18 protein-coding genes are annotated in these 21,932 nt (G+C 61.1%); 15 read left to right on the forward strand and 3 right to left on the reverse strand.

Translation table 11 applies throughout. The features are described from left to right. The first annotated feature begins 72 nt into the window (after positions 1-72). On the forward strand, positions 73-1,455 hold the full coding sequence (locus tag QY049_RS24405) for a DUF2254 domain-containing protein (protein WP_301270022.1): 1,383 nt from the start codon (positions 73-75) through the stop codon (positions 1,453-1,455). On the opposite strand, the gene QY049_RS24410 is transcribed toward QY049_RS24405, so the two are convergent. Next, positions 1,418-2,221, reverse strand: a complete 804-nt coding sequence (locus QY049_RS24410) for a YihY/virulence factor BrkB family protein (protein ID WP_301270023.1) — start codon at positions 2,219-2,221, stop codon at positions 1,418-1,420. The two genes, QY049_RS24405 and QY049_RS24410, sit on opposite strands and share 38 nt — an antisense overlap. A gap of 254 nt (positions 2,222-2,475) precedes the next feature. Here QY049_RS24410 and QY049_RS24415 point away from each other — a divergent pair, with 254 nt between their 5' ends. From QY049_RS24415 to QY049_RS24435, 5 genes are all read left to right on the forward strand, one after another. Beyond that, positions 2,476-4,884 carry a membrane-bound PQQ-dependent dehydrogenase, glucose/quinate/shikimate family gene (locus tag QY049_RS24415; RefSeq protein ID WP_301270024.1) on the forward strand — a complete coding sequence of 803 codons (2,409 nt, stop codon included), beginning with the start codon at positions 2,476-2,478 and terminating at the stop codon, positions 4,882-4,884. A gap of 418 nt (positions 4,885-5,302) precedes the next feature. After that, the gene (locus QY049_RS24420) at positions 5,303-6,646 is read left to right on the forward strand and encodes an ABC transporter substrate-binding protein (protein ID WP_301270025.1); all 1,344 of its coding nucleotides are present in this window, start codon (positions 5,303-5,305) and stop codon (positions 6,644-6,646) included. 121 nt (positions 6,647-6,767) lie between these two features. Beyond that, the gene (locus QY049_RS24425) at positions 6,768-7,796 is read left to right on the forward strand and encodes an ABC transporter ATP-binding protein (RefSeq protein WP_301270026.1); all 1,029 of its coding nucleotides are present in this window, start codon (positions 6,768-6,770) and stop codon (positions 7,794-7,796) included. 14 nt (positions 7,797-7,810) lie between these two features. Continuing rightward, on the forward strand, positions 7,811-8,740 hold the full coding sequence (locus QY049_RS24430; protein ID WP_301270027.1) for a carbohydrate ABC transporter permease: 930 nt from the start codon (positions 7,811-7,813) through the stop codon (positions 8,738-8,740). Between the two features lies 1 nt (position 8,741). Then, positions 8,742-9,587: a carbohydrate ABC transporter permease gene (locus QY049_RS24435; RefSeq protein ID WP_301270028.1), complete on the forward strand. Its 846-nt coding sequence runs from the start codon at positions 8,742-8,744 to the stop codon at positions 9,585-9,587. Positions 9,588-9,827: 240 nt separating this feature from the next. Here QY049_RS24435 and QY049_RS24440 read toward each other — a convergent pair whose 3' ends face one another. Beyond that, positions 9,828-10,127, reverse strand: a complete 300-nt coding sequence (locus tag QY049_RS24440; protein ID WP_301270029.1) for a helix-turn-helix transcriptional regulator — start codon at positions 10,125-10,127, stop codon at positions 9,828-9,830. A 72-nt stretch (positions 10,128-10,199) separates the two neighbouring features. On the opposite strand from QY049_RS24440, the gene QY049_RS24445 reads away from it, so the two are divergent. The 5 genes from QY049_RS24445 to QY049_RS24465 all read left to right on the forward strand — a co-directional run bounded on the left by QY049_RS24445 (position 10,200) and on the right by QY049_RS24465 (position 15,204). Then, entirely contained in the window at positions 10,200-10,655 is a 456-nt protein-coding gene (locus QY049_RS24445) for a hypothetical protein (RefSeq protein ID WP_301270030.1), read from the forward strand. Next, the gene (locus QY049_RS24450) at positions 10,655-11,233 is read left to right on the forward strand and encodes a hypothetical protein (RefSeq protein ID WP_301270031.1); all 579 of its coding nucleotides are present in this window, start codon (positions 10,655-10,657) and stop codon (positions 11,231-11,233) included. Before QY049_RS24445 ends, QY049_RS24450 begins: the two co-directional genes overlap by 1 nt. Before the next feature lie 115 nt (positions 11,234-11,348). Beyond that, positions 11,349-11,804 carry a hypothetical protein gene (locus tag QY049_RS24455; RefSeq protein WP_301270032.1) on the forward strand — a complete coding sequence of 152 codons (456 nt, stop codon included), beginning with the start codon at positions 11,349-11,351 and terminating at the stop codon, positions 11,802-11,804. Further along, positions 11,759-14,215: an AAA family ATPase gene (locus QY049_RS24460; protein ID WP_301270033.1), complete on the forward strand. Its 2,457-nt coding sequence runs from the start codon at positions 11,759-11,761 to the stop codon at positions 14,213-14,215. The genes QY049_RS24455 and QY049_RS24460 overlap by 46 nt, the downstream gene beginning before the upstream one ends. Next, on the forward strand, positions 14,212-15,204 hold the full coding sequence (locus QY049_RS24465) for a 3'-5' exonuclease (protein WP_301270034.1): 993 nt from the start codon (positions 14,212-14,214) through the stop codon (positions 15,202-15,204). Before QY049_RS24460 ends, QY049_RS24465 begins: the two co-directional genes overlap by 4 nt. Before the next feature lie 448 nt (positions 15,205-15,652). Here the strand turns inward: QY049_RS24465 and QY049_RS24470 are convergent, their stop codons facing one another. Then, a complete protein-coding gene (locus QY049_RS24470) occupies positions 15,653-17,359 on the reverse strand; it encodes a hypothetical protein (RefSeq protein WP_301270035.1) in 1,707 nt (568 codons plus the stop codon). 747 nt (positions 17,360-18,106) lie between these two features. On the opposite strand from QY049_RS24470, the gene QY049_RS24475 reads away from it, so the two are divergent. Genes QY049_RS24475 through QY049_RS24490 form a run of 4 tightly spaced genes read left to right on the forward strand, consistent with a single transcriptional unit; the run spans position 18,107 to position 21,833 of the window. Next, a complete protein-coding gene (locus QY049_RS24475) occupies positions 18,107-18,685 on the forward strand; it encodes a hypothetical protein (RefSeq protein WP_301270036.1) in 579 nt (192 codons plus the stop codon). Then, entirely contained in the window at positions 18,682-20,064 is a 1,383-nt protein-coding gene (locus tag QY049_RS24480; protein ID WP_301270037.1) for a 7-cyano-7-deazaguanine synthase, read from the forward strand. The genes QY049_RS24475 and QY049_RS24480 overlap by 4 nt, the downstream gene beginning before the upstream one ends. Then, positions 20,048-21,229, forward strand: coding sequence for an XRE family transcriptional regulator (locus QY049_RS24485; RefSeq protein ID WP_301270038.1), 1,182 nt, complete (start codon positions 20,048-20,050; stop codon positions 21,227-21,229). Before QY049_RS24480 ends, QY049_RS24485 begins: the two co-directional genes overlap by 17 nt. Next, positions 21,207-21,833: a hypothetical protein gene (locus QY049_RS24490; RefSeq protein WP_301270039.1), complete on the forward strand. Its 627-nt coding sequence runs from the start codon at positions 21,207-21,209 to the stop codon at positions 21,831-21,833. Before QY049_RS24485 ends, QY049_RS24490 begins: the two co-directional genes overlap by 23 nt. Positions 21,834-21,932: the final 99 nt, after the last annotated feature.

The following is a 21,932-nucleotide window of genomic DNA, read 5'->3' on the forward strand; positions in this document are numbered from 1 at the left end:
GTGGTTCTGCGGAACCGCTCCTGCCTCCCGCCTGTTGCATTCCAGCTTCGATCCGGTCATTCGGCTCAGATTATGCTCGCCCGCGCTGAAAAAATATTGGCTGATTTGGGCGAGGCGTTCTGGCTGGTGCCCATGCTCATGGTTCTTTCCAGCCTGATCGGCGCCTTCACTCTCGTTCATCTTGACCAAAGCAATGCCGTCTCGCGCTCAGATCTGCAGGGTTGGCTGTACGATGGAGGCGCGACCGGCGCTCGTACCCTGCTCGGCACCGTCGCTGGCGCGACGATCGGCGTCGCAGGCACCGTGTTCTCGATCACCATAGCCGCGTTGTCTCTTGCTGCCGGCCAGATGGGGCCGCGGCTCCTGCGCAACTTCATCCGCGACCGCGGCAATCAACTCACGCTGGGGATGCTGCTCGGCACGTTCTCCTACGCCCTTGTGGTGCTGAGAAGCATTCGAACGGAGCCAGAGGGCGGTTTCGTCCCTCATCTTTCACTGAGCATTGGGATTCTGCTCGCGTTCGCTTGTGTGGCGATGCTCGTCTACTTCGTCGGTCACGTCGCCGGTCGGATCAACGTGGAAACTGTCGTCGAACTCGTCAGTGAAGACCTCCGTAACGCTGTACGCCAGCTAACTGACCGGGAGCCCCACCCGAAACCGCCGCCGGACGAATATTGGATCGGCTCCCTGCCCCTGAAGGACTCGCGGCGCGGCTATCTGCAACATCTCGACGAAGAGGGGCTGGCCACTTGGGCCGGCAAACATAGAGTCACCATTCGGCTATTGATCGGCCCGGGCGACTATGTTTTCCCGGGGGCGGTCGTTGCTCTGGTTAATCCTCCCGTAGATGGCGCCGAAGCGGCTATCCGGAATGCGACAGCGCTGGGCGCAACGAATAGCATTTCTTCCGATCTGCGCTTTGCCGTTCGCCAGCTCGTTGAGGTCGCAGTAAGGGCACTTTCTCCCGGCATCAACGACCCCCACACCGCCCTAGCGGTCCTCGACCGGCTGGGAGCTGCTCTGTGCGATCTTGTACCCCTGTATTTCCCGACGGGAGTGTCAATCAGGGGAAGTCAGCCAGTCCTGGTAGTGCCGCATGTGCAATATGGTCAATTGCTCGGCACCATGTTTCACATGATCCGGCAAAGCGCCGGCGCGCAACCGGCAGTATCGATCCGAATGATCGAGGTGATGACTGAGGTCGCAAGCTGCGAGCGCGATCCCAACAGGCTTTCGGCACTAGCCCACCACGCTGAGCTCGTCCTTGCGGACGCTCGTCGCATGATTGGCACTCCCAGCGATAGGCAGGATGTCGAACGCCGACATCAGCTGTTTACTCAGATGGTCCGGGCAGGTCCGATGGGGCGATTCACCGAACAGCTCTTGCCTTTGCCGGGCGACGATGATCCGCCAAAAGCTATAGCCGAGACAGCCCCCTTCCGATCTCGGCGTTGAGCTCGGCGCCCGCCAGGATGGAATAGGCCGCGACCCAGAGCCATGTCATCAACACGGCGACTGCGCCGAGCGAACCGTAGGTCTTCTGATAGGCGGCGAACGTGCTCACATACGCCGAGAAAGCGTATGAACCGGCAATCAATCCAGTCGTAGCCAAAAGCCCGCCGGCCGAAGCAAGGTCCCATCTTGGTTCAGTTCGATTGGGTGCGTAACGGTAGAGCAGAGCGACGATGGCGATGATCATGCCCACGAGCAGCGGCCACCGTATCCACATCGCGGCAGCCTGCCAGCCGGTCGGTATTGGCACGTAGCTCAGTAGGAGGGGCATCACCGCGATCAGGATCACGGCTCCACCGGCCAGGACGATCAACGCTACCGTCAGCGACAGAGCAACAGCATTGAAGAGGACGATCCCCCTCTCCTCCGGGACCGCATAAGTTACGTTCAGAGCTGTCATGAGCGTGCCGGTCGCGTAGCGCGCACTCCAGATCGAAATACCCACACTCACCATCAGCCCGATGCCGAAGGGCGGACGCGTGCCCTGCTCTAGAGCCTTCAATCGCTCTGAAATGAGTGCCGTCGCTTCTCCCGGCAGGATCACTTGGAGCGAGTTGAGCTGCCGCACGATGTCGTTGGTGTCGGCGACGAGCCCATAGAGTGACACAAGCGCGGCTATGGCGGGGAAGATCGAGAGAAAGGAATAGAAGGCAACGGCGGCCGACAGGATCGAAATGTTGTGATCACCTAGCCTAACCCAAACGGCCATTGCGATGGTGATTAACCTGCGCAGAGGGCCACGGCTACCCGCGTTCAGTGGTTCAGCACTGGTATCGCTTCTGATCACGTCCGTTGAGAACCGCCAAGCTTGAATGAATGACGGAGAACCTCCCGTCGCTGCGCAGGTTCCAAGGTACCTAGCAACGCTCCAAGTGTCCTCGTTAGTTCGCAAACGTACTCACTTGTTGAGGAACCAAGGTATTGGGCTCGCCTTAGATCTTCAGCAAAAGCATGGGTACCGGCATGGCTCAGACGTATCGCGCAGCAGACTGGGCAGCATTCATTCTCGGAGGCGTCATGATCCTCATCGGCCTCGTACTCGGGGCCGGCGGCGCGTGGCTGCTGTGGTTGGGGGGTTCGTTCTATTATCTGCCCAGCGGACTCATGCTGATCGTCTCGGGTGTTCTGTTGGCCCGCCGGCGCGTCGAAGGCGCATGGCTTTACCTTCTCCTCTTCCTGCTCACCCTCGCATGGGCGTTCTGGGAAGTTGGCGCCAATGGGTGGGCGCTGGTCCCGCGGACGGTCGGTCCGGGCGTGTTGCTGATCTTCGTTCTGGCGCTCACCCCGAAGCTCCACCCGATCCGTCACCAATACGAACCTGCGGCGACCATCGTGGTCGGATTGCTTCTGTTGGTGGCTACCACTTTGTTGATGACGGGCGCTTTCAGGCCGGCAAGCGCCGCACCGTCTGTGATGCCCTCGCCGACAAACGCGATGGCCGATCCTTCGCCTCTGAAGGCTGGCGCCGATTGGCCTGCCTATGGCGGCAGCTATAGCGCGCGCCGCTATTCGCCGCTCGACCAGATCAATGCGACCAACGTCGCCAAGCTCACCAAGGTCTGGACCTTCCATACCGGCGACCTGCCGACAAAGAACACGAAAGGCACCTACGGCGCGGAGAACACGCCGCTCAAGGTGGGCGATACCCTCTACGTCTGCACCCCCAAGAACCTCGTCCTTGCCGTCGACGCCAAGAGCGGCAAGCAGATCTGGCGATTTGACCCGCGTGTCCCGGATGAGTTCATTCCGTACACAGCGGCTTGCCGGGGTCTCGCCTATTACGAGCTCCCGAATGCCGTTCAGGGCGCCGCCTGCGACCAGCGCATTATCGAAGGCACGCTCGATGCGCGCCTCATCGCGATCGATGCGAAAACCGGAAAGCGCTGCGAGACCTTTGGCTATGACGGACAGATCGACACCGCGACGGGCGTTGGCCGCCACGATCCCGGCATGTTCGCGATCACCTCGGCGCCGACGATCGTTCGCGGCGTCATCGTCGTCGGGCACGAGGTGCTCGACGGCCAGAAGCGAGACGCGCCCTCCGGTGTGATTCAGGGATACGACGCACAGACCGGCGCCTTGCGCTGGGCCTGGGATATGGTCAAGCCGGACGTGGGCGCGCCGCCCTCGGTGGGAAAGACCTATACCAGGGGCACGCCCAACATGTGGACGACCGCCTCCGGAGACGAGCAGCTGGGCCTCGTCTATCTGCCGCTGGGTGTTTCCGCGGTCGACTATTGGAGCAGCAGCCGCTCGGATCGCGAGAAGGAATTCGCGACGTCCCTGGTCGCGCTCGATGTCACAACCGGCAAGCCGGCCTGGCACTTCCAGACCGTGCACAATGACGTCTGGGACTACGATCTTGGCTCGCAGGCCACGATGGTCGACTTCCCGACCGACAACGGCGCGCCAGTACCCGCGCTCGTGCTGCCGAGCAAGCGCGGCGACATTTTCGTGCTCGACCGGCGCACTGGCGAGCCGCTGGTCGGCGTCGAGGAGAGACCCGTGCCGCAAGGCGGTGTCGAGCCCGCGCAGCGCGCCAAGACCCAGCCATTCTCGCTGTACCATACGCTGCGGAAGGCCGATCTCACCGAGCAGGACATGTGGGGCATGTCGCCGATCGATCAGATGATCTGCCGCATCCAGTTTCGTCGAGCAAGCTACAAGGGCATCTTCACCCCGCCCACCGCCACCCCGCACTGGATCGAATATCCCGGCTACAATGGCGGCTCCGATTGGGGCGGCATCGCCGTCGATCCCGTTCGCCAGATCATCGTCGCGAACTACAACGACATGCCGAACTACAACCGCTTGGTGCCGCGCGACGAAGCCAATCGCAAAGGCTGGGCACCGCGCGACCAAGCGCGCGGCGAAATCGGCGGCCAGGAAGGCGCCGGCGATCCGCAGCTCGGCTCCCCCTACGCCATCAACGTCAATGCGGGCTGGCGACTGCCCGGCACGGGATTGCTGTGCAAGCAGCCACCTTATGGCGGAATTCGCGCCATCGACTTGAAGACCGGAAAGACGTTGTGGGATCGCCCGTTGGGAGAGGCGCGGACGAATGGACCTTTCGGGATCCCGTCGATGCTGCCGATCACGATTGGAACGCCTAATAATGGAGGCGCCATCGTGACTGCCGGCGGGCTGATCTTCGTCGCAGCGACGACCGACAATCTCATCAGGGCAATCGATATCAAAACCGGAAAAACTGTCTGGAAGGACGTGCTACCTGCCGGGGGCCAGGCCACGCCGATCACCTACGAGGCCGGCGGCCGCGAATATCTCGTCATCATGGCCGTCGGTCATCATTTCATGGAGACGCCGATCGGCGATTCCTTGATCGCCTACTCGTTGCCGAGCACCGGCCGCTGACTCCTGACGAGCAGAGGCAGCCTTGGGAAGTGTTGCTATGCAGTCACCAAGAACGGAACGGACTTCGCATGTTGTCGCAGCCGTTGCGTCGCCCTTCAAACGTCCGGTCCGAGCTGGCGGGAATGGAAGACCAACGTTACTCAGTGCACTCGCCACCGCTGCGACGAGGGTAACACAGCGTGCCGGCAACAACTCAGGCTATGAGATCGCGCCAGTTCGCCGGTTCGTCAAAGTCGGCGACTACCGCCTGCGACAAGAAAAGCTTGTACGGCAACGTACTAATCCACCGAATGTCGAAAAGACCCTTGGCGCCTTAGGACTATAGTGAACCAAAAGCAAAGATCCCAGGTAGAGTTAGACTCATCCCTCTCTGGATAAGCCTTCTCCAACTGGCGACGCACACACAGGAGGAGTCCAGATGAGCACGGGCAAGTATTTGCGCGTCACACGACGCCGTTTCCTGCAACACACCGGTCTTACCCTTGCCGCCGCATCGGTGCCGTCGGTATATGCGCCGTTCGTCTCCCGCGCGCTTGCCGACACCAAATCCCTTTCCATCGTGCAGTGGAGCCATTTCGTCCCCGAGTACGACAAATGGTTCGATGCGTTCGCAAAGGACTGGGGAGAGAAAAATCACGTCGAGGTCACCGTCGATCACATCCCGGTCGGCAACGTCGCCGCGCGCGCCGCCGCCGAGGCCTCCGCACAATCGGGCCACGATCTGTTCGGCTGGAACGGCGCGGGCGGCGCGCACCTCTATCGCAAGTTCCTCGTCGACGTGACGAGCCTCGTCGAGGCGACGGAGAAAAAGTACGGCAAGGTCAGCACGATCGGGCGGCAGATCGGCTACAACCAGGACGACAAGACCTGGTCTGCGTTCCCCGATTTCTACATCAACTTCCCCATCATGTATCGCAAGAGCATGTGGGACGAGATCGGAGTGAAGCCGGACACGTGGGACAACGTGCGTACGGGCGGCGCCAAGCTGAAAGCCAAGGGTCATCCAGTCGGCATTTCGCTCGGGCACAGCAACGACCCGAATACGACCTGGCGCGGCCTGCTGTGGAGCTATGGCGGCGCGCTTCAGGACGCCGATGGCAAGAGCGTCGTGCTCAACAGCGAGGAGACGGTCGAAGCCGTCAAATATGTCTCGGCGCTATACAAGGAGGCGATGACGCCGGAAGTGCTGTCGTGGGACGACTCCAGCAACAACCGATATCTCGTGTCGGGCGTCGGCTCGCTGATCGTCAACCCGATTTCGGCCTACCGTACCTTCCAGAAGGCCAACAAGAAGGGCGCCGACGACACCTTCGTGATGGCCCCGCCGAAGGGGCCGGTACGCCAGATCATGGGCGGCGCGTCCGAGTTCTACGGCATCTGGAAGTTCGCCAAGAACAAGGAAGGTGCAATCGAGTTCCTCAAATACTACGCCGATCACTGGCCGGAAGCGTTCAAGGCGAGCGAGGGGTACAACAATCCCTGCTTCGCCAACCTCGTGCCGAAGCCGATGCCGATTCTGTCGAATGATCCGACCTCGACGCCGAATGACAAGCTTGCCGTGCTGCAGGATTCCGGACAGTGGTCGGCTTCCCCAGGATATCCCGGTCCGTCATGGCCTGCCGTCGACGAGGTCTACAACGACTTCGTCATCTGCGACATGATGTCGAAGGCCGCGACCGGTCAGATGTCGGCCGAGGACGCCGTCAAATGGGCGCACCAGCAGTCCGAGGCGATCTTCACCAAGTGGCACGGCAAAACCTGAGGCGGTGTCCGGACGGCGCTCGCGCGGGCCGGACACCGCAAAGGTTGCTACCTGTCACAAAGAACGGCGCTCCGCCGCATGATCGACGGCGGGGCGCAGTGCATTGATCTCAGGAGGTCCGATGGCTGCGGTATTGACTAGGGATATCGTCAAGAAATTCGGCGAGGTGCCTGCCGTCAACGGCATCTCGCTCACGGTGCCGGATGGCGAGTTCATGGTGCTGCTCGGCCCTTCGGGCTGCGGCAAAACGACGTTTCTGCGCATCATCTGCGGCCTCGAGCAACAGACGAGCGGCGATCTCCTAATCGGCGGCCACGTCGTCAACGACATCCCGCCGCGCGCTCGCGGCGTTGCGATGATGTTTCAGAGCTATGGTCTCTATCCGCACTACACCGTCCGCAACAACATTGCGTTTCCGTTGCGGACGCAGCGAGTGCCCCGCGAGGAAATCCAGAAGAAGGTCGATTGGGCCTCGCGGCTGCTTGGCATCGGCCATCTTCTCGACCGGCGGCCGCGTCAGCTCTCCGGCGGCGAGCGCCAGCGCGTTGCGCTTGCGCGCGCGCTCGTTCGCGAGCCGACTGCGCTTCTGCTCGATGAGCCGCTGTCCAATCTCGATGCCAAATTGCGCACCCTGGCTCGGCAGGAAATCAAGAACTTCCAGCAGAGCGTTGGGCTTACGACCGTCTACGTGACCCACGACCAGGTCGAAGCGATGGGCATGGGCGACCGCATTGCGGTCATCGACCATGGACGTATCAGGCAGGTGGGCACGCCAACCGAAATCTACGAAGATCCAGCCGACCTTTTCGTCGCGACCTTTGTCGGCGCGCCGCCGATGAACGTCGTGACGCACAACGGCGGCGGCTATTTGGGTTTCAGGCCGGAGAATTTCCTGCCCAGGAACATGATTGAAGATGGCGGCGCGACCGAATTCTCGTTTCGCGTCGACCGCTCCGAATATCTCGGGTCCGAGCGCATCGTTTACGGTGTGATCGCTGATTTCAATTCGAGCCAACCAATCACGGCGAAGTTGCCGCCAGCCCACGTCGCCGAAGCAAGCATTCATCCCGGGGAGTGGCATCCGTTCGCGGTGAAGAACAGCGCCTTGCGTCATTTCGACGCCGGCGGCAATCGCAGCACTCGCCACTGAACCGGGGACAGCTGATGGCAGTCATTGCCGAGCCCATTGCGAAGCCGGTTTCACGCTTTCACTTCGTGCTCGACCGTCGCGAAGTGCTGGAAGCGATTTTGGTCGCGCCGGCGATCCTGTACGTCTTGCTGCTAGTCGGTCTTCCGCTGCTGCTTGCGATCTATTACTCGGTCAGCGCATACACGATCTACGACCCGACCTGGAGGTTCGTTGGCCTGGCCAATTTCGAACAGATCCTGCAAAATCCGACGTTCATCGAAACCTTGCGCAATACCTTCATCTTCACGTTCGGGTCGCAACTGCTCGGGCTCGTGCTCGGAAAGTTCGGCGCGTTCCTGCTATTGCGACCCTTTCGGGGTCGCAAGATCGTGCGGGCGCTGATTATTCTGCCCTTTGCGGTGCCGGTCGCACTCGCCACGATCGCCTGGCAGTGGATGTTCGATTCGCTCTACAGCGTGATCAACTGGAGCCTGATCGCGGCGGGCTTTCTCACTCGCGAAGATGCGCCGAACTGGCTTGGCGACCCCTACCTTGCAATGTTGTGCATTGTCATCATCAACGCCTGGCGCTTCTTTCCATTTGCCATCGTGATCTTCCTCGCCGGCATCACTGCCGTTCCGCAGGACGTGATCGACGCGGCCACGGTCGACGGTGCAGGTTTTTGGCGCCGCAACTACCAGATCATCCTGCCCATGATCCTGCCGATCATGGCCATCGGCCTGATCTTCGGCATCGTGTTCACGTTCACTGATCTCTCCATCGTCTTCTTGCTGACGATGGGTGGTCCTGGCGGCGCGACATCGGTGCTGGGCTTCGCTGGCTTTCAGACCGGCATCGTCTCCGGCGATGTCTCGCACGGCGCGGCCATCTCGTTGTTCATGCTGCCGGTGCTGCTGGTGGTGGTGATTTTCATGCTGCGCTTCATTCGTCGCCGGGAGATCTGAGATGTCGTCCCCCGTTGCCCGCTCGCTCCGCGAAACCGGCTTCTTCCTCGGCGTCGCCTTCTTCGTCATCCTGGCCGCGTTTCCGTTCTATTGGATGGTGATCACGGCGTTCAAGCAGAACAGCGACCTCTACGACATCGCCAACACCCCGTTCTGGTTCAATGAGCCGCCGACGCTCGAGCACATCAAGTACCTGTTCGAGGAGACTCTGTTCGCGCGCTGGCTGCTGAACTCGCTAATCATCGGCGTCTGCGTCACGGCGATCACGCTGGTCACCGCGGTTCCGGCCGGTTACAGCTTGGCCCGCATGACCAGCCGAAAGGGCGAAGCGCTCGGCATCATGATCTTCCTGACCTACCTGGTGCCGCCGACCCTGTTGTTCCTGCCGTTGTCCCGGATCATCGCCGTGCTCGGTCTGCAGAACTCGATGTGGGCGCTGGTGCTGGTCTACCCGACGTTCACGATCCCGTTCTGCTCGTGGCTGCTGATGGGATTCTTCAAGGCGTTGCCGGTCGAGATCGAGGAGGCCGCGATCGTCGACGGCTGCAGCCTGTTCGGCGCGTTCATCAAGATGGCGATTCCGCTGTCGGTGCCGGCAATTTTGACGGTGGTGATCTTTACGTTCACCCTGACCCTTCAGGAGTTTGTCTACGCGCTGACCTTCGTCTCGTCATCCGACCAAAAGCCGATCACGTTGGGCGTCTCGACCGACTTGATCCGCGGCGATGTGTTCTTCTGGGGTGAGATCATGGCGGGTGCCCTGATCGCCTCGGTGCCGGTGGCTATCGCTTACAATCTCTTTCTCGATCGCTTTATCGCCGGTATCACCGGAGGAGCGGTCAAGTAAGCTGACTTCGTACGTCGGATCGACGGTCCCTTGCACGCCGCGGTCGAATTGCCGAAGTTGGGTCAGGTCTGCCGGAGGTACGGTAGAGCGCATCAGATTTGCTAGACCTGAGCTATCGCGCTTTGACCCGAAGCTGCTTCGACGGCTAACATTTGTGGCAGTACGTCGCCACAAGCTGAATTTTCGACGACACTTCGCCGCCAGGCGACGGATACAAGGAGTTCGTGGGCGGCAGCGTGCTTACGCCTCATCGCGGCTTTCCTTGATCAAAGGGTGCAGCTTGGCCTCCTTTACGCGGATGCCGACGCCCCGCTCGGCGTTGTGCTCGTCCATCAGAAACTCGACGCCCATCTCCTGCAGACAATCGACGAGCGCTTTGAGAGTACGGTCGTGGGGAATGCGACCGCCATTCTCAATGTGCGCGATCGTTCGCTTCGCCACCTTGGATGCAAGCGCAAGTTCAGCCTGAGAGATCTCCAGCCAGACGCGCGCAGACGCAATTTGCCTTCCGTTAACCATTATGGTGCATTTCTGGTGCACTCGGGTGCATTTCTGGTGCACTTGTGCGCCAACGGTGTTACGGTCCTGTCAACGCAACGAACGAGGACCCTGATGACCTTTCCCGACGCCGATGGCCAGCCGCAGTTGATCCCCCCTGCGCAGGTCATTTCCGCCGACGACACGCCCTTCTCCACCATCTGCTCCGAGGCTCCTGCCGAATCCGCCGCCGATCGCGCATCGGCGTACGGACGCTATATCAGCAGCGCAGCCTGGCAAACCAGCCCGGCCCGCCTGGCCGAGCTCGAGGCGTCCGGACACCGGTGCCGGCTCTGCTTCGCCTCGCGCCGGGAGGCAAGGCTGGAGGTGCACCACCGCACTTACCGAAACTTCCGCTGCGAACTCGCCGAGGACCTGACGACCCTCTGCCATCCCTGCCACCTCGGCGTGACCGGCATGGAGCGCTTCCGCAAGTACGCGCGGTCGCCCTTCAAGCCGCCGACGCCGACGCCGGCGGCGCCGCCTCCTCCCGCCCTCTTCGACTACCGCTCGCCCCTGGAGATCGACTAATGAGCATCGAACACATTGCCCTCCGCCTCGTCGGCATCGGCCCCATGTTGATGCGCAATTCGCGCCTGGGCGATCCTCTCGATCCCATCGCCAAGCAGATCGACGCCGTGACCGGCAAGAGCGAGAGGACCGAGGCCGACCATCTGCGCGTGGCGGAGCTGGAATTCCACGGTTCGCTGTATCTGCACAACGGCACGCCGTGCCTCCCGGCGAACATGGTCAAAAGCGTCTGCGTGGACGGCGCCAAGCCGACGAAGATGGGCAACACCACCAAGGCCGGCTTCCGCGCGGACGGCCCGGCCCTCCTGCAGTACGACGGTCCCAAGACCGCGCCGGAGTTGTGGAAGGATGAGCGCTTCCGGTACCGCACGACCGTCCGGATCCGCAGGACCGGTGCGCTCACCGTCAGGACCCGACCCATGTTCGACGGCTGGAGCGCTGTCATTCGCGGCACGTTCCTGACCTCGCTGCTCGATCGCGAAGACATCGTCGGGTTTTACCGCGTGGCCGGCCTGTACGGCCTCGGCGACTACACCCCCGAGTTCGGCCGCTTCCAGGTCGAGGAAACGGTCAAATAGCTCCCCGTGCCGGGGCGTGGCCCGGCGAGGCATGGCATGGCCCGCCGTGGATCTTCAGGAGAAAGATCCGCGAACATCATCAATTGCAACGAACGCGCAGTCGGCTGCGCGATCGATGGAGGCTGACCTGAAGAACTACGACGACGAGCAAAACGATCCCGCACGGCGCCACGACTCCGGCTGGCCCCGCGTGCTGAGTTACTGGCGAAGGGTCCCCGCCGAGGAGTTCGACGACGCCTTCAAGGCGGAGGTGACGGCCTTCGTGCGCGGAACGACAACCACGATCCCGGAGTGGCGCCGTGCGATCGCGGGCGACACCGCGGCCGCCATCGCTATGGTGATCGACTGCAAGGCGCCCGACACCATCGGCATCAAGGTCGACTTCGCCATGACGGTATTGCTGGCCTGCGCCTTCGACGACCCCGCCGCGGCGCTCGTGCTCTCCGTCAAGCTCCGGCAGATGCCGCTCCCTGCCCGGCTTCGCAAGCAGCTCGCCACCTCGTGGCTGGTGGCGAACATGCTCTCGTGCCTCAAGCGGTCCGCGCCAACCTGCGGAGGGCATGGCACCTGAGCAACAGCAAGGCTTGCGACCAGCACCTCACTGTTCGTGTCGTCGGTGTCTTGGACGGCGCCGGCCGCGAGTCGTCGGCCACAACTCCGACTTCAACCTCAGCCGAACCTCAAGGTGATGACCTGACGACGTCTCTTACCATGCCAAAGATCGCCGTGACGCCGGACAGCGTAGCTGTCTCCGACGACGACACGATGCCGTGCAAGGACGTCGCGGGCATGGGTCCGCTGGAGCTCGAGGTCTATCGGGACGACTGGCGGGACGCTGCGCAATTCAGGCTGCGCGCCGCTTTCGTGAAGGCGATGAAACGGCGCGGGACGGCTCCGAAGAAGACCGGCAAGGCCCGGAAAAAGTCGCCCGAGGCGCCGTCCGAAACGTTTTCGCAACTCGGCAGCCGAAGGTTCGTCGAGATGCTGGACGACGACGAGGTGGAAACGTTGCCGGAGAGACCCAAGCCCGGCCCTGCCTACCCGGTGATCGCCGCCAAGGTCGCCGCGCGTCTGCTCCTCGCCCGTCTGTTCGACGGTCGCAAAGACGTGCTCGGTCGGCTGAAGCTTGCGGCGCCGGTGGTCACCATCGACGTCGCCGAGCGCGACCTGCTGCCGGCCGTGATCGGCCACTGGCAGGACGTCCTCTTTCCGGAGGGCGTGCGGGTGATGGATACGGGCAACTTGGGCCGGCGGGACGATTTCGACATGGTCTGCCTGACCATGACGCAGCCCCGCAAGAGCAAGGACACGAGCGAATCCGAGAAGGAGGCACTTTCCGCTCTCTGCTTGGGGCTTCCATTCGTCGCGATCTCGCCCGATGCGGAAACACACCTGCCGGCCGTGCTGCTGAAGTCGGACCCGATCAGGCTCGTGTTGCCACCTATCGATGCTCGCATCGTCGCGCTGGCGATCCGCGTCGTCACCGGCAAACCTTGTCGCGAAATGTTGGAGGAGGATGCCGCACATTTGCTCACTGCCATGGATCTCTCGATCGGCATCCGGTTCGACCGGTCGCCGGAGGAATGCCTTTCCCAGCTCAAGCGCCTCGTCGACCTGAAGCGGGCGCCGGCGTCTGTTCGGGCCATCTCGCTCGACGACCTGCACGGCATGAGCGCGGCGGTGAGCTGGGCAAAATCGGTAATCACGGATCTGAAAATGTGGAAAGCCGGTATGCCCTGGTCGGAGATCGACGCCGGCGCGTGCCTGGAGGGACCGCCCGGCGTGGGCAAGACGACGCTTCCCATGGCCATGCAACGTTCGGCCGCCGAGCAGGGCATCAAGCTCGAGCTGGCGTCTTGTTCGCACAGCCAATTTCAGGGCGCAGGCGAAGGCCACCTTGGCCACTTCTTACGCGAGATGACCAGTTTTTTCGCATCCGCACGGGCAAAACCCCGGCCGATTCTGGTCTTTATCGACGAATGCGATTCTTTCGCCGACAGATCCAAATTGCGTCATTCTCATGCCGACTACGTTACCGCTTGCGTGAACGGGCTTATTTCCGAGCTAGACGGAATCTCAAGCGGCCGCGAAGGCGCGACTTCGAGCCGCGAGGGCCTGATACTGCTTGGAGCTTCAAACGATCTCAGCAGATGTGATCCCGCGATCCTCCGCTCGGGCCGTCTCAACCGCATCATCAAGATCGGACTGCCGGACCTGAACGACCTGGAAAAGATGTTTCGCTTTAGGCTCGGCGGGCGGCTGGTCCACGACGACCTGCAGGAGATCTGCATGCTGTCGCTCGGCAGCACCGGCGCCGACGTCGAACGCATCGTCAAGGATGCGCTGCGCGTCGCGCGCCATGCCTCGCGTGATCTGATGCTGTCCGACCTGCGCGCCGTCGTCTCGCCCGAGGAGGACCGCGACTTCGATACGCAGCGGCGGGTCGCGATCCACGAAGCGGGTCACGTCCTCATGGACGTGCTCAATTTCGGCGCGCCGCAAGGCGTATTCGCGAACATCGCGGCCGTCGGCCAGCGCGGCGGCGCCACGGTGCGCACCAAGTCCCCGCCCTTCGCAGGCACTTACTCGGACTATCGTCTTCGGCTGGAAACTCTGATCGCAGGACGCACCGCGGAGAGCTTGCTGCTGTCCGAACATTCGCACGGCTCCGGCGGTCGCAGGGGATCGGATATCCACCTCCTGACCACCACCGCCGTCGCCATGGTCGGCTCGCTTGGGCTGGCCGGTCCAGCACCACTGCTGTTCTTCGGTTCGCTCGACGACACCGAGGAGCTCATGAGCTATCCCGAAGTCAGACGGGCGGCGCACGAAGAACTTCAGAAGGCCGCCGAGAGCTGTCTCGCCAAGCTGACCGCGCATCGTCCCGTACTCGAAGAGATCGTGAAGATCTTGCTGCAAGCGCGCCGCATCGACGGGCTCGCCGTTGTCGATCTCCTCGCAAGGTCGAAGATCCGGTCGTGAGCCAGCATTTTCCGATCGAGATAGGCGACCGCGACCTAGAGGAGATCGCTGCCTTGCTGGAATCCTCGGGCCGGTTTCGGGTTCTGAGGCGGCTGGCGAAGCCCGCCCCCGCTCCGGTGCCGTCCGACCTCTTTCGACGGGGGCTGTTCGTCGACGTGGAGACGACCGGGCTCGACGCAGGCAAGGATACCGTTATCGAGCTCGCCATGGTGCCGTTCGGCTACGGCGCCGACGGCGAGATCGTCTGGGTCGGCCAAGCCTACTCCGGCTTGCGCGATCCCGGTTTTCCCATCCCCGAGGCCGTGTCGCGCCTTACGGGCATTACCGACGCCGCCGTGAAGGGCATGTCGATCGACGCCGCCACCGTCGAGGCCGCCGCACGCGAGTGCGCCGTTGTCGTCGCACACAACTGCGCTTTCGACCGAGCCTTTTGCGAGCGACTTTGGCCCGTCTTCAGAGACAAGCCCTGGGCCTGCTCGTTCCAGGAGATCGACTGGTCCGCCGAGGGCTTCGAAGGAGCGAAGCTAGGACAGATCGCCGCCGGCTTCGGGTTCTACTTCGATTCGCACAGGGCCGCGGACGACTGCTACGCCGGCGTCGAGATCCTCCGACGGAAGCTGCCGAGGAGCGGCTCGGCGGCGTTCGCGACGCTGCTCGCGTCGGCGCGGAGGACGACCGCACGCATATTGGCCGGCGACACCCCGTTCGCCGCACGGGAAGTTCTTAAGCAACGAGGGTACAGATGGCATCCCGGCTCGCCCGATAGACCGAAATGCTGGTTCGTCGAGCTTGGCGAAGAAGACGTCGTGGCGGAGATCGCTTTCCTTCGGGAACGCGTCTACAGAAAACCGAATCCCGATATCTCATTTGTCAAGTTGACCGCCTACGAGCGCTACTCGGATCGGATGCTAAGCGACGTTCGGAAGGTCGGTAATCAGATGGGAAGCCTCTCCGCGAGATCCGGAAAGGCGCATCACGGCCGGCGGTGAGCTGGAGCAGAACCGCAGCCGCCTTATTTGCCCGGCGGGCATCTTTCAATTTTTTGATGCCCGGGACGTAAACCCCACGATCGCGCATACGCCAGAATTTCGAAGGAATTTTCGCTGCTCAGGCTGAGGGAGTCCCCTCTCCTCATTCCTGCGGGGATCCACGTAAGCGGCGACTCCAAGTACTGCGCAGGCCAGCGTTATACGCCCGGCGATAAGTGCCCGCGCATATCTTCCTTTATTGCGCAGGAATAATTTGTCCCATTCCACACGCTTCTTGCCGAAACCATCACTTTCGAGTCCTCGTTGAGCGACCCACGCGTGGCAGTGCGGGTCGTAGCCATGGTCTGAAGCTTCCGGATACTCGATGTCGGGTCGAACGGCCATTCCTTGGTTAGCGAATTCTGCCAGCACAAATGCCGCGGCGGGCCGTAAAAGGTCCCGAGAGGCGTTATGGGGGAGCATCTTCTCGAGGAGGCGACGAGGTCCAATTTACTTGGCCGTCACAAGCGGGATTCCACCGAAGACCATTGAAATTACGGGCAACATAGTTTTCCCATAACTCGGCAGCATGCCTTCGACGCACGATCTCTTCAGCTGGGGTCGGCGTCGACGGCTCGGGGAATTCAAGTTCGTGCCAATCGGATTTTAAATTGGAGCGGATCTGTTTTGGCTCTGACGGAGCAACCAACGTCAGAGGCCGAACGTTGGAATTGCCATCGCCGATCGGGCGCATCAACGGGTGCTCGGCTCTCGCCAATGGGGTCTTATCCTGTTTTTTCGGGATCGATCGGGTGACGCCAGGCGAAATGGCATGGGTATCGGCCGGGAGATTTTGGATTACAGGCGCGGGATAGCTCAATACAGACGTCGCGGCGTCGCCGGTGGCCAGAAGGGCAGCCTCCGTCGCCTTCTTTGCATCGTCGATCTTCCTGCGGACCTCCGCAGCACGCGCGACGTTGCCGGCTTGCGGCACCTTCTCGCTCGCGACCCCGATCAGCCCGCGCCGCCGGCGGCCATGCTGGACCCGGCCATATTTCGCCTGCGTTCGGTCGGTGCAGTGCCCGCAAGCGGCCGCAACGGCTACGCCGGCCCCTAGGGTCGCCTTTAGGTCTGCGATGATTTGGTGGCGGCACACGTATGGCGTGATGTTGACGAGGCAGCCCGGCAAGGCGATTTTGCCTAGTCGCAGCAGCTTTTTCCGGCTGCCGTCCTTTGAGTGGAGGCTGACCACCAGCACCTCGCCTTCACATCGCTCTGCCAGGTAAGAAGCCGCCCCTCCCGCCTTCGTTGGGTTGATCTTCACGACCGTGATGCCGGTGCCGAACTTGCCGTTGTGGGCCTTGGCGGGTGCGATCGTGATGTCGATGCGGTGTGCCGAACGGCGTCTCACCAGCACGCCTTCCGACCATCCGGAGCCACGCTCGCCAGGCATCATATCTTCCGATCGAACCGGGACAAGCAGTCGAACCGCCAGGGCATCCAGATCCGCCTGGTCCGAGGCATCGGTCCAAGTCTCAAGCGCCTTTTGCCAGACCGTATCATCCCACGCCGGCGGCAGGTCTCCCAGCACGTGGATCTTGGAGTTTGCGCCGGGCACAGGATGAGGGCCATTCGCGGCCTCCCAACGCGACGGCGATGACTTCAACGCCGCCGCGCCCTCCTCCAGCGGCGGATCGATCTCCACAGCCGGCTCGATGCGGCTCAGCAAACGAACCAGGACTGCAGCGCACAACCTGGCTGAGCTGTCATCGTTGCGAACGCGAGCGGCCTCAAGGGCGCTGCAAAGGCGCACCAAGACCGACCGGCTGGCCCAATACATGGCAGCGCGACGGTAGTAATAAGTGCCCCTGGCGATGCCGGGCAACAAAGGATCAAGGACCGGCTCGCGCAGCATGTTCGCGAGCGTGCGGCGATAGCGCTTTTCGGTCGTGGCGTTGACCTGGCGATCAGGCAGCCTGCCGATCAGTTCCTTGGTTCTTTGAAGTAGTGCCGCGCGGTCCATCGCCCTGCTCGCTTTGCCGACACCCTCGTTATTGTCGGACGCGGAGGACGGTAACCCGGCAGCCTGCAAGGCGGGATCCAATCCTTCGAGGAGCACGACGAAAAGCCGCATTCCGGCCGTCACCACGGCTGTTGCGCGGTCCACAAATGTCATCCAACGCGGTGACCTTAGACTGTCGGCCGCCGCAAAAAGCGTAGTTTGATCAATGGATTACAGGGAGCCTGTGGTGTTGCTCAGAATCTAGGTTGCCAGTTGGCTTCGAAAAACAGCTCCAATTTCAACAACTTAGATCGGCGTAGCCGGCCGCGAGGATCGTCGCCCCAGTGCCCACACCACGAACCGGTCTGCACCCTGACTAGTTGCACCTGGTCCTGCCACTCATCAGAATGTGTGGACTTGCGACCTCAGGTCGATCTGCTCGGTGCCGACCTGGCCGATAAGATATTTTGCCGACCGCTGCATGCCTCCGAGTTCCCCGCTCAGGAGCCGAGCACGAAAGCCGGCTCGCTCGCGAATCTCGATGCACCTCAGAGCCTCAGGACAGCCGGATGCCGCGACGGCCGCCTCCAGGCGCCCTTGGCGGAATCGTCCGAAATCCCTGGCATGGTGGACGAGGCAATCCGGAGCCGAGAAGAACTAGTCATGGGTCTTCGCCAGGCGGCGAGGTCGTCAAGCAGCGCAGGACCCGCCGCGCGGATTGCGACCAACTTGGCTAAATCCCGCGCCTGAGTTCGATGGCGGGCTCGAGCGAGGCCCGGGACGTGGGTCTGTCTTAATTAAAATCAGAATCCGCCAACGCGCATAAAGAGTGCGATATATCTACTCAATTTTAAATAGATATCGTGCGAACATTTGACATTGTCTGACTTTTTTTATATTTATTTGACATGGAGAATCGCCATGAGTGATGGTCCGTACAAAAGCCTGAATATGACGCCCGCCTGGAAGAAGTTCGCGGAATGGGCGCATAAAGTCGCCTTTGAGCCTGATGAGGTCGCTAGTCGGGTCATCCCGGCCTTGGAAGAGACGTGGCGCGACGAAGGCTGCAGCGAAGTCGTCCGTGCCATCCAATTGATTTTAGGCGATGCCCGGCAGATCGACTTGTTCGGCCAAGATAAGTCAATCGAACTGGAAGCTGCGCGACGAGAGCTTTCCGCCGGATCCCCGATGCGGCGCCTTATCGTCGATTACATCGTGCAATCATTGGCGAATGGAAAGCGCGGCTACGATGCGGTGTGTGACGGCGTCGAAAGCGCGTTGCGCGACCGCGCGGCGCGAGGTCCCCGGCAGGTAGAAGAGCATTATCTGCGCAAGCAAAGTCCCGAAGCCATCGCCACCCGCATTAGAAGCCGTATGGAGGACGCTATCGCAAGCACTCCGATTACGCGCCTTGCGCGTCGTTTGTCCGGCCTAGACTCCGCTACTCAACCGCAATCCGTCAAGAAGCAAGGGCTTGAAGACGGCGTGAGCCTACCATGAGCAACGATGAACTGCCTGCGGTCCAAGTCGATGTGCATGAAGCCGGCGGGCGTGCCCGCGCAGGCCGGGTTCCCTGCGAGATCGAAACCAACCTTATCTTTAAGGCACATAATCTTGCAGCGTATTTTTTCGCCAAGTGGGAGCCAGTCGTCTTCGATCTGATGCTTTTGGCCGCAGCTGTCGAATTCTGTGATCGCATACAGCGCCGACCGGCCCTGCGATGGGGCCGCGCTTTTGAACTGCGCCTACCGGTTCATGATCCACACATTTGGCAGCACAAGAGCGTTTCTAACACTCTGCATGAAGCACTTGAACTTCTGACGGGCGACCGATGGGAAATTACGTTCACGAAGCGTAGGAAGCCGACTGCCGAACCAGTGCAGGAGCTATTCAATCTAGATACGGAGGTTGAAGCTGTCATTCCCTTCAGCGAGGGACTTGATTCGCGTGCAGCCGGTGCGTTGATGGCGGAAGAATACGGCAGCAGATTGATCCGCGTCCGCCTCGGGTCAAAAACGAAGGACCAGCCGAAAGATTCGTCGGGCCGCAAGCAACCTTTCATGGCGCTGCCATATCAAGTGAAGCCCGTCGAATCCCGCTTTGTCGAATCAAGCGCCCGGTCTCGCGGCTTTAAATTTGCAGTACTGAGCGGATCCGCCGCTTACTTTGCCAAAGCGGGCAAGGTCATTGTTCCAGAGAGCGGGCAAGGCGCGCTCGGTCCGACGCTAGTACCGGTCGGTCAGACGTACGAAGACTATCGCAACCATCCGCGTTTCATGAAGCAGATGACGGAATTTTTCAAAGCACTTCTCGGCGCTGACATCGAATTTGTATTCCCCCGCCTATGGTTCACTAAAGGTGAAACGCTGAAAGCGTACATAGAATTGAGCAATAGCAGGAATGATGAGTGGTGGAGGACGCGATCGTGCTGGCAGGATAATCGCCATGTGTCAGTCAATAATCACCGACGCCAATGTGGCATTTGCGCGGCCTGCATGCTGCGCCGACTGAGCGTTCATGCGGCCGGTCTCGCGGAACCCGCAGAGATGTACGTCTGGAAAAACCTCTCTGCGCCGACGTTCGATGCAGGCGTCGCCGTGGGATACAATAAAAGGACGCGAACTCAGAAGCAGTACGCTATCGCCGGCACGCTGCATCTCGATCATCTGGCGCACTTGAAGCAATCTCGCGCGGCTGAACGTCCGCTCAGCCTTGCGGTGTTTCAACTGGCGCGTTCTCTCGGGGAATCGGAAGCGGCCATCGCTCCAAGACTGGAACGGCTGCTCTCCCAACACAAAAAAGAATGGAATAGCTATATGAACTTCTTGGGGCCGCAGTCCTTCATTGCGCAGTGGGCGGACAATGACCAGTCTGCTTGACACTATACCACCAACGGAGGTCGGCGAGCGACTCCGAGAAGCGCGCGACCGCGTGAAGCTCAAGCAAGCCGACGCCGCGGAATCCGTTGGCCTTTCGCGAACCACCTTGGTTGCAATCGAGCAAGGGCAGCGGCGGGTACGAATCGACGAGTTGCGCAAGCTTGCGAAACTTTATCAGATGTCGATCAATGAGTTGATGCGTCAGGAGGCGATCCACACTGAACTCGTTCCGAAATTCCGGAAACTGTTCCAGCAGGACGACAGTGCGATCGAACTTGCTGTTAAGCGGTTGGAGGACCTCGCCCGAGCCGAAGCAGAATTGGAGCAACTTCTCGGCGTTCAACCCCTGCGCAACTATCCACCGGAACGACCGATCCTTCCCGGTGATGTTCGGGCACAAGCGGAGCAGGATGCCCTTGAATTGCGGCAGCGGCTTGGACTGGGATTGAGTCCCATCTCCGACGTCGTAACGCTCCTGGAGCTTGAACTCGGTGTACGCGTTTACATTCGGCGTATCGATGGCGGGATCTCCGGCATATTCGCATATGATGAGGCACTCGGCGCCTGCATCCTTCTCAATGGCAATCACCCTCGTGATCGCCGCGCTCAAACGGCGGCGCACGAACTTGGCCACCTGGTTTCTACGCGGCGAGAACCAGAGGTGTTGGAAGAGGGAGTAACCGAGAACTCCCGCGAGGAGCGTTACGCCAACACCTTCGGCAGAGCATTCATGACCCCCGCTCGTGCGGTCATGCAAAAATTCAAGGAAGTCACTGTCGGATCGGAAAAACTGACTCGGCGGCATGTCATCATTCTCGCCCATTTCTTTGGCGTCTCTCGCGAAGCGATTGTCAGACGACTAGAAGAGCTCAAGCTGGCGAAGTCCGGCACGTGGGATTGGTTTCTGGCGAACGGAGGCATCAGTGATCAGCAGGCCGTCCAAGTATTGGGCGACCTGACGAGTCCCGACATCCATAAGGCGGATGCGGACAGGCCAACGACGCTTCGGCTTGCTCTCCTCGCGGGGGAAGCCTGGCGCCGTGGAATGCTGAGCGAGGGCCAACTCGCTCGCATGCTCCACTTGGACCGTGTCGAACTGCGGCGCATGTTCGACGGCCTGGAACTGGAAGGGAGCGAAGCCGATGGGGCTGTCATGCCTGATTGACCCCACGGCACCGGTGGTTGTCGATGCGAGTACCGTGATCAATCTGAATGCAACGGCCTGCGGGCCGCGCATTCTGAAAGCTATTCCGAATCCGTTCATTATTACCGACGTCGTGCAGGGAGAACTGCTCGAAGACCACCGTAGCGGCCGTCAGGATGGACGGTTAGTTGCTGAGCTTGTTGGGGCGGGCCTGATCTCGGTCGCAAAACTTGATGATCTTACCGAGTCCCATTTCGAGGATTTAGTGATCGGTCGGGGTGATGCGACCCTCGACGATGGTGAAGCCGCGACAATCGCTTACGGCATGGAGAAAGGAGCAATCACCCTGATCGACGAGCGGAAGGCCACGCGATTGACTCGCGAGCGATATCCGCGTCTGACCGTCGGCAACTCCCTTGATGTGCTCTCCCACAGCGCTGTGTTCGCGGAATTGGGACACGACGGAACTGCTGATGCAGTCTTCAATGCTCTACGCCTAGCTCGGATGCGAGTACCGCCTGCGACGCTCGAGTGGGTTGTGACATTAATCGGGCGAAAACGCGCCGCGGTGTGCGAGTGCCTTCCGCGCAGGTATCGAGTAACACAGGAGATCCCAACTAAGTAAGAACTTGGTCTTTATTGTACATCCGGTGCCGCAACGTGTCGCACGGCACGGTAATGAGAATTGATCAGCGATCGCCTCGGATGTATCGATGAGACATTC

The organism is Bradyrhizobium sp. WYCCWR 13022 (assembly GCF_030435535.1).
GTDB lineage: Bacteria > Pseudomonadota > Alphaproteobacteria > Rhizobiales > Xanthobacteraceae > Bradyrhizobium.

Excerpts from the sequence above, each read along its gene's own strand:
- QY049_RS24410 (WP_301270023.1), bottom strand. The coding sequence starts at position 2,221 with ATGGCCGTTTGGGTTAGGCTAGGTGATCACAACATTTCGATCCTGTCG.
- QY049_RS24445 (WP_301270030.1), top strand. The coding sequence starts at position 10,200 with ATGACCTTTCCCGACGCCGATGGCCAGCCGCAGTTGATCCCCCCTGCG.
- QY049_RS24435 (WP_301270028.1), top strand. The coding sequence starts at position 8,742 with ATGTCGTCCCCCGTTGCCCGCTCGCTCCGCGAAACCGGCTTCTTCCTC.
- QY049_RS24415 (WP_301270024.1), top strand. The coding sequence starts at position 2,476 with ATGGCTCAGACGTATCGCGCAGCAGACTGGGCAGCATTCATTCTCGGA.
- QY049_RS24425 (WP_301270026.1), top strand. The coding sequence starts at position 6,768 with ATGGCTGCGGTATTGACTAGGGATATCGTCAAGAAATTCGGCGAGGTG.
- QY049_RS24475 (WP_301270036.1), top strand. The coding sequence starts at position 18,107 with ATGAGTGATGGTCCGTACAAAAGCCTGAATATGACGCCCGCCTGGAAG.
- QY049_RS24450 (WP_301270031.1), top strand. The coding sequence starts at position 10,655 with ATGAGCATCGAACACATTGCCCTCCGCCTCGTCGGCATCGGCCCCATG.
- QY049_RS24470 (WP_301270035.1), bottom strand. The coding sequence starts at position 17,359 with ATGACATTTGTGGACCGCGCAACAGCCGTGGTGACGGCCGGAATGCGG.
- QY049_RS24430 (WP_301270027.1), top strand. The coding sequence starts at position 7,811 with ATGGCAGTCATTGCCGAGCCCATTGCGAAGCCGGTTTCACGCTTTCAC.
- QY049_RS24420 (WP_301270025.1), top strand. The coding sequence starts at position 5,303 with ATGAGCACGGGCAAGTATTTGCGCGTCACACGACGCCGTTTCCTGCAA.
- QY049_RS24490 (WP_301270039.1), top strand. The coding sequence starts at position 21,207 with ATGGGGCTGTCATGCCTGATTGACCCCACGGCACCGGTGGTTGTCGAT.
- QY049_RS24405 (WP_301270022.1), top strand. The coding sequence starts at position 73 with ATGCTCGCCCGCGCTGAAAAAATATTGGCTGATTTGGGCGAGGCGTTC.
- QY049_RS24485 (WP_301270038.1), top strand. The coding sequence starts at position 20,048 with ATGACCAGTCTGCTTGACACTATACCACCAACGGAGGTCGGCGAGCGA.
- QY049_RS24480 (WP_301270037.1), top strand. The coding sequence starts at position 18,682 with ATGAGCAACGATGAACTGCCTGCGGTCCAAGTCGATGTGCATGAAGCC.
- QY049_RS24455 (WP_301270032.1), top strand. The coding sequence starts at position 11,349 with ATGGAGGCTGACCTGAAGAACTACGACGACGAGCAAAACGATCCCGCA.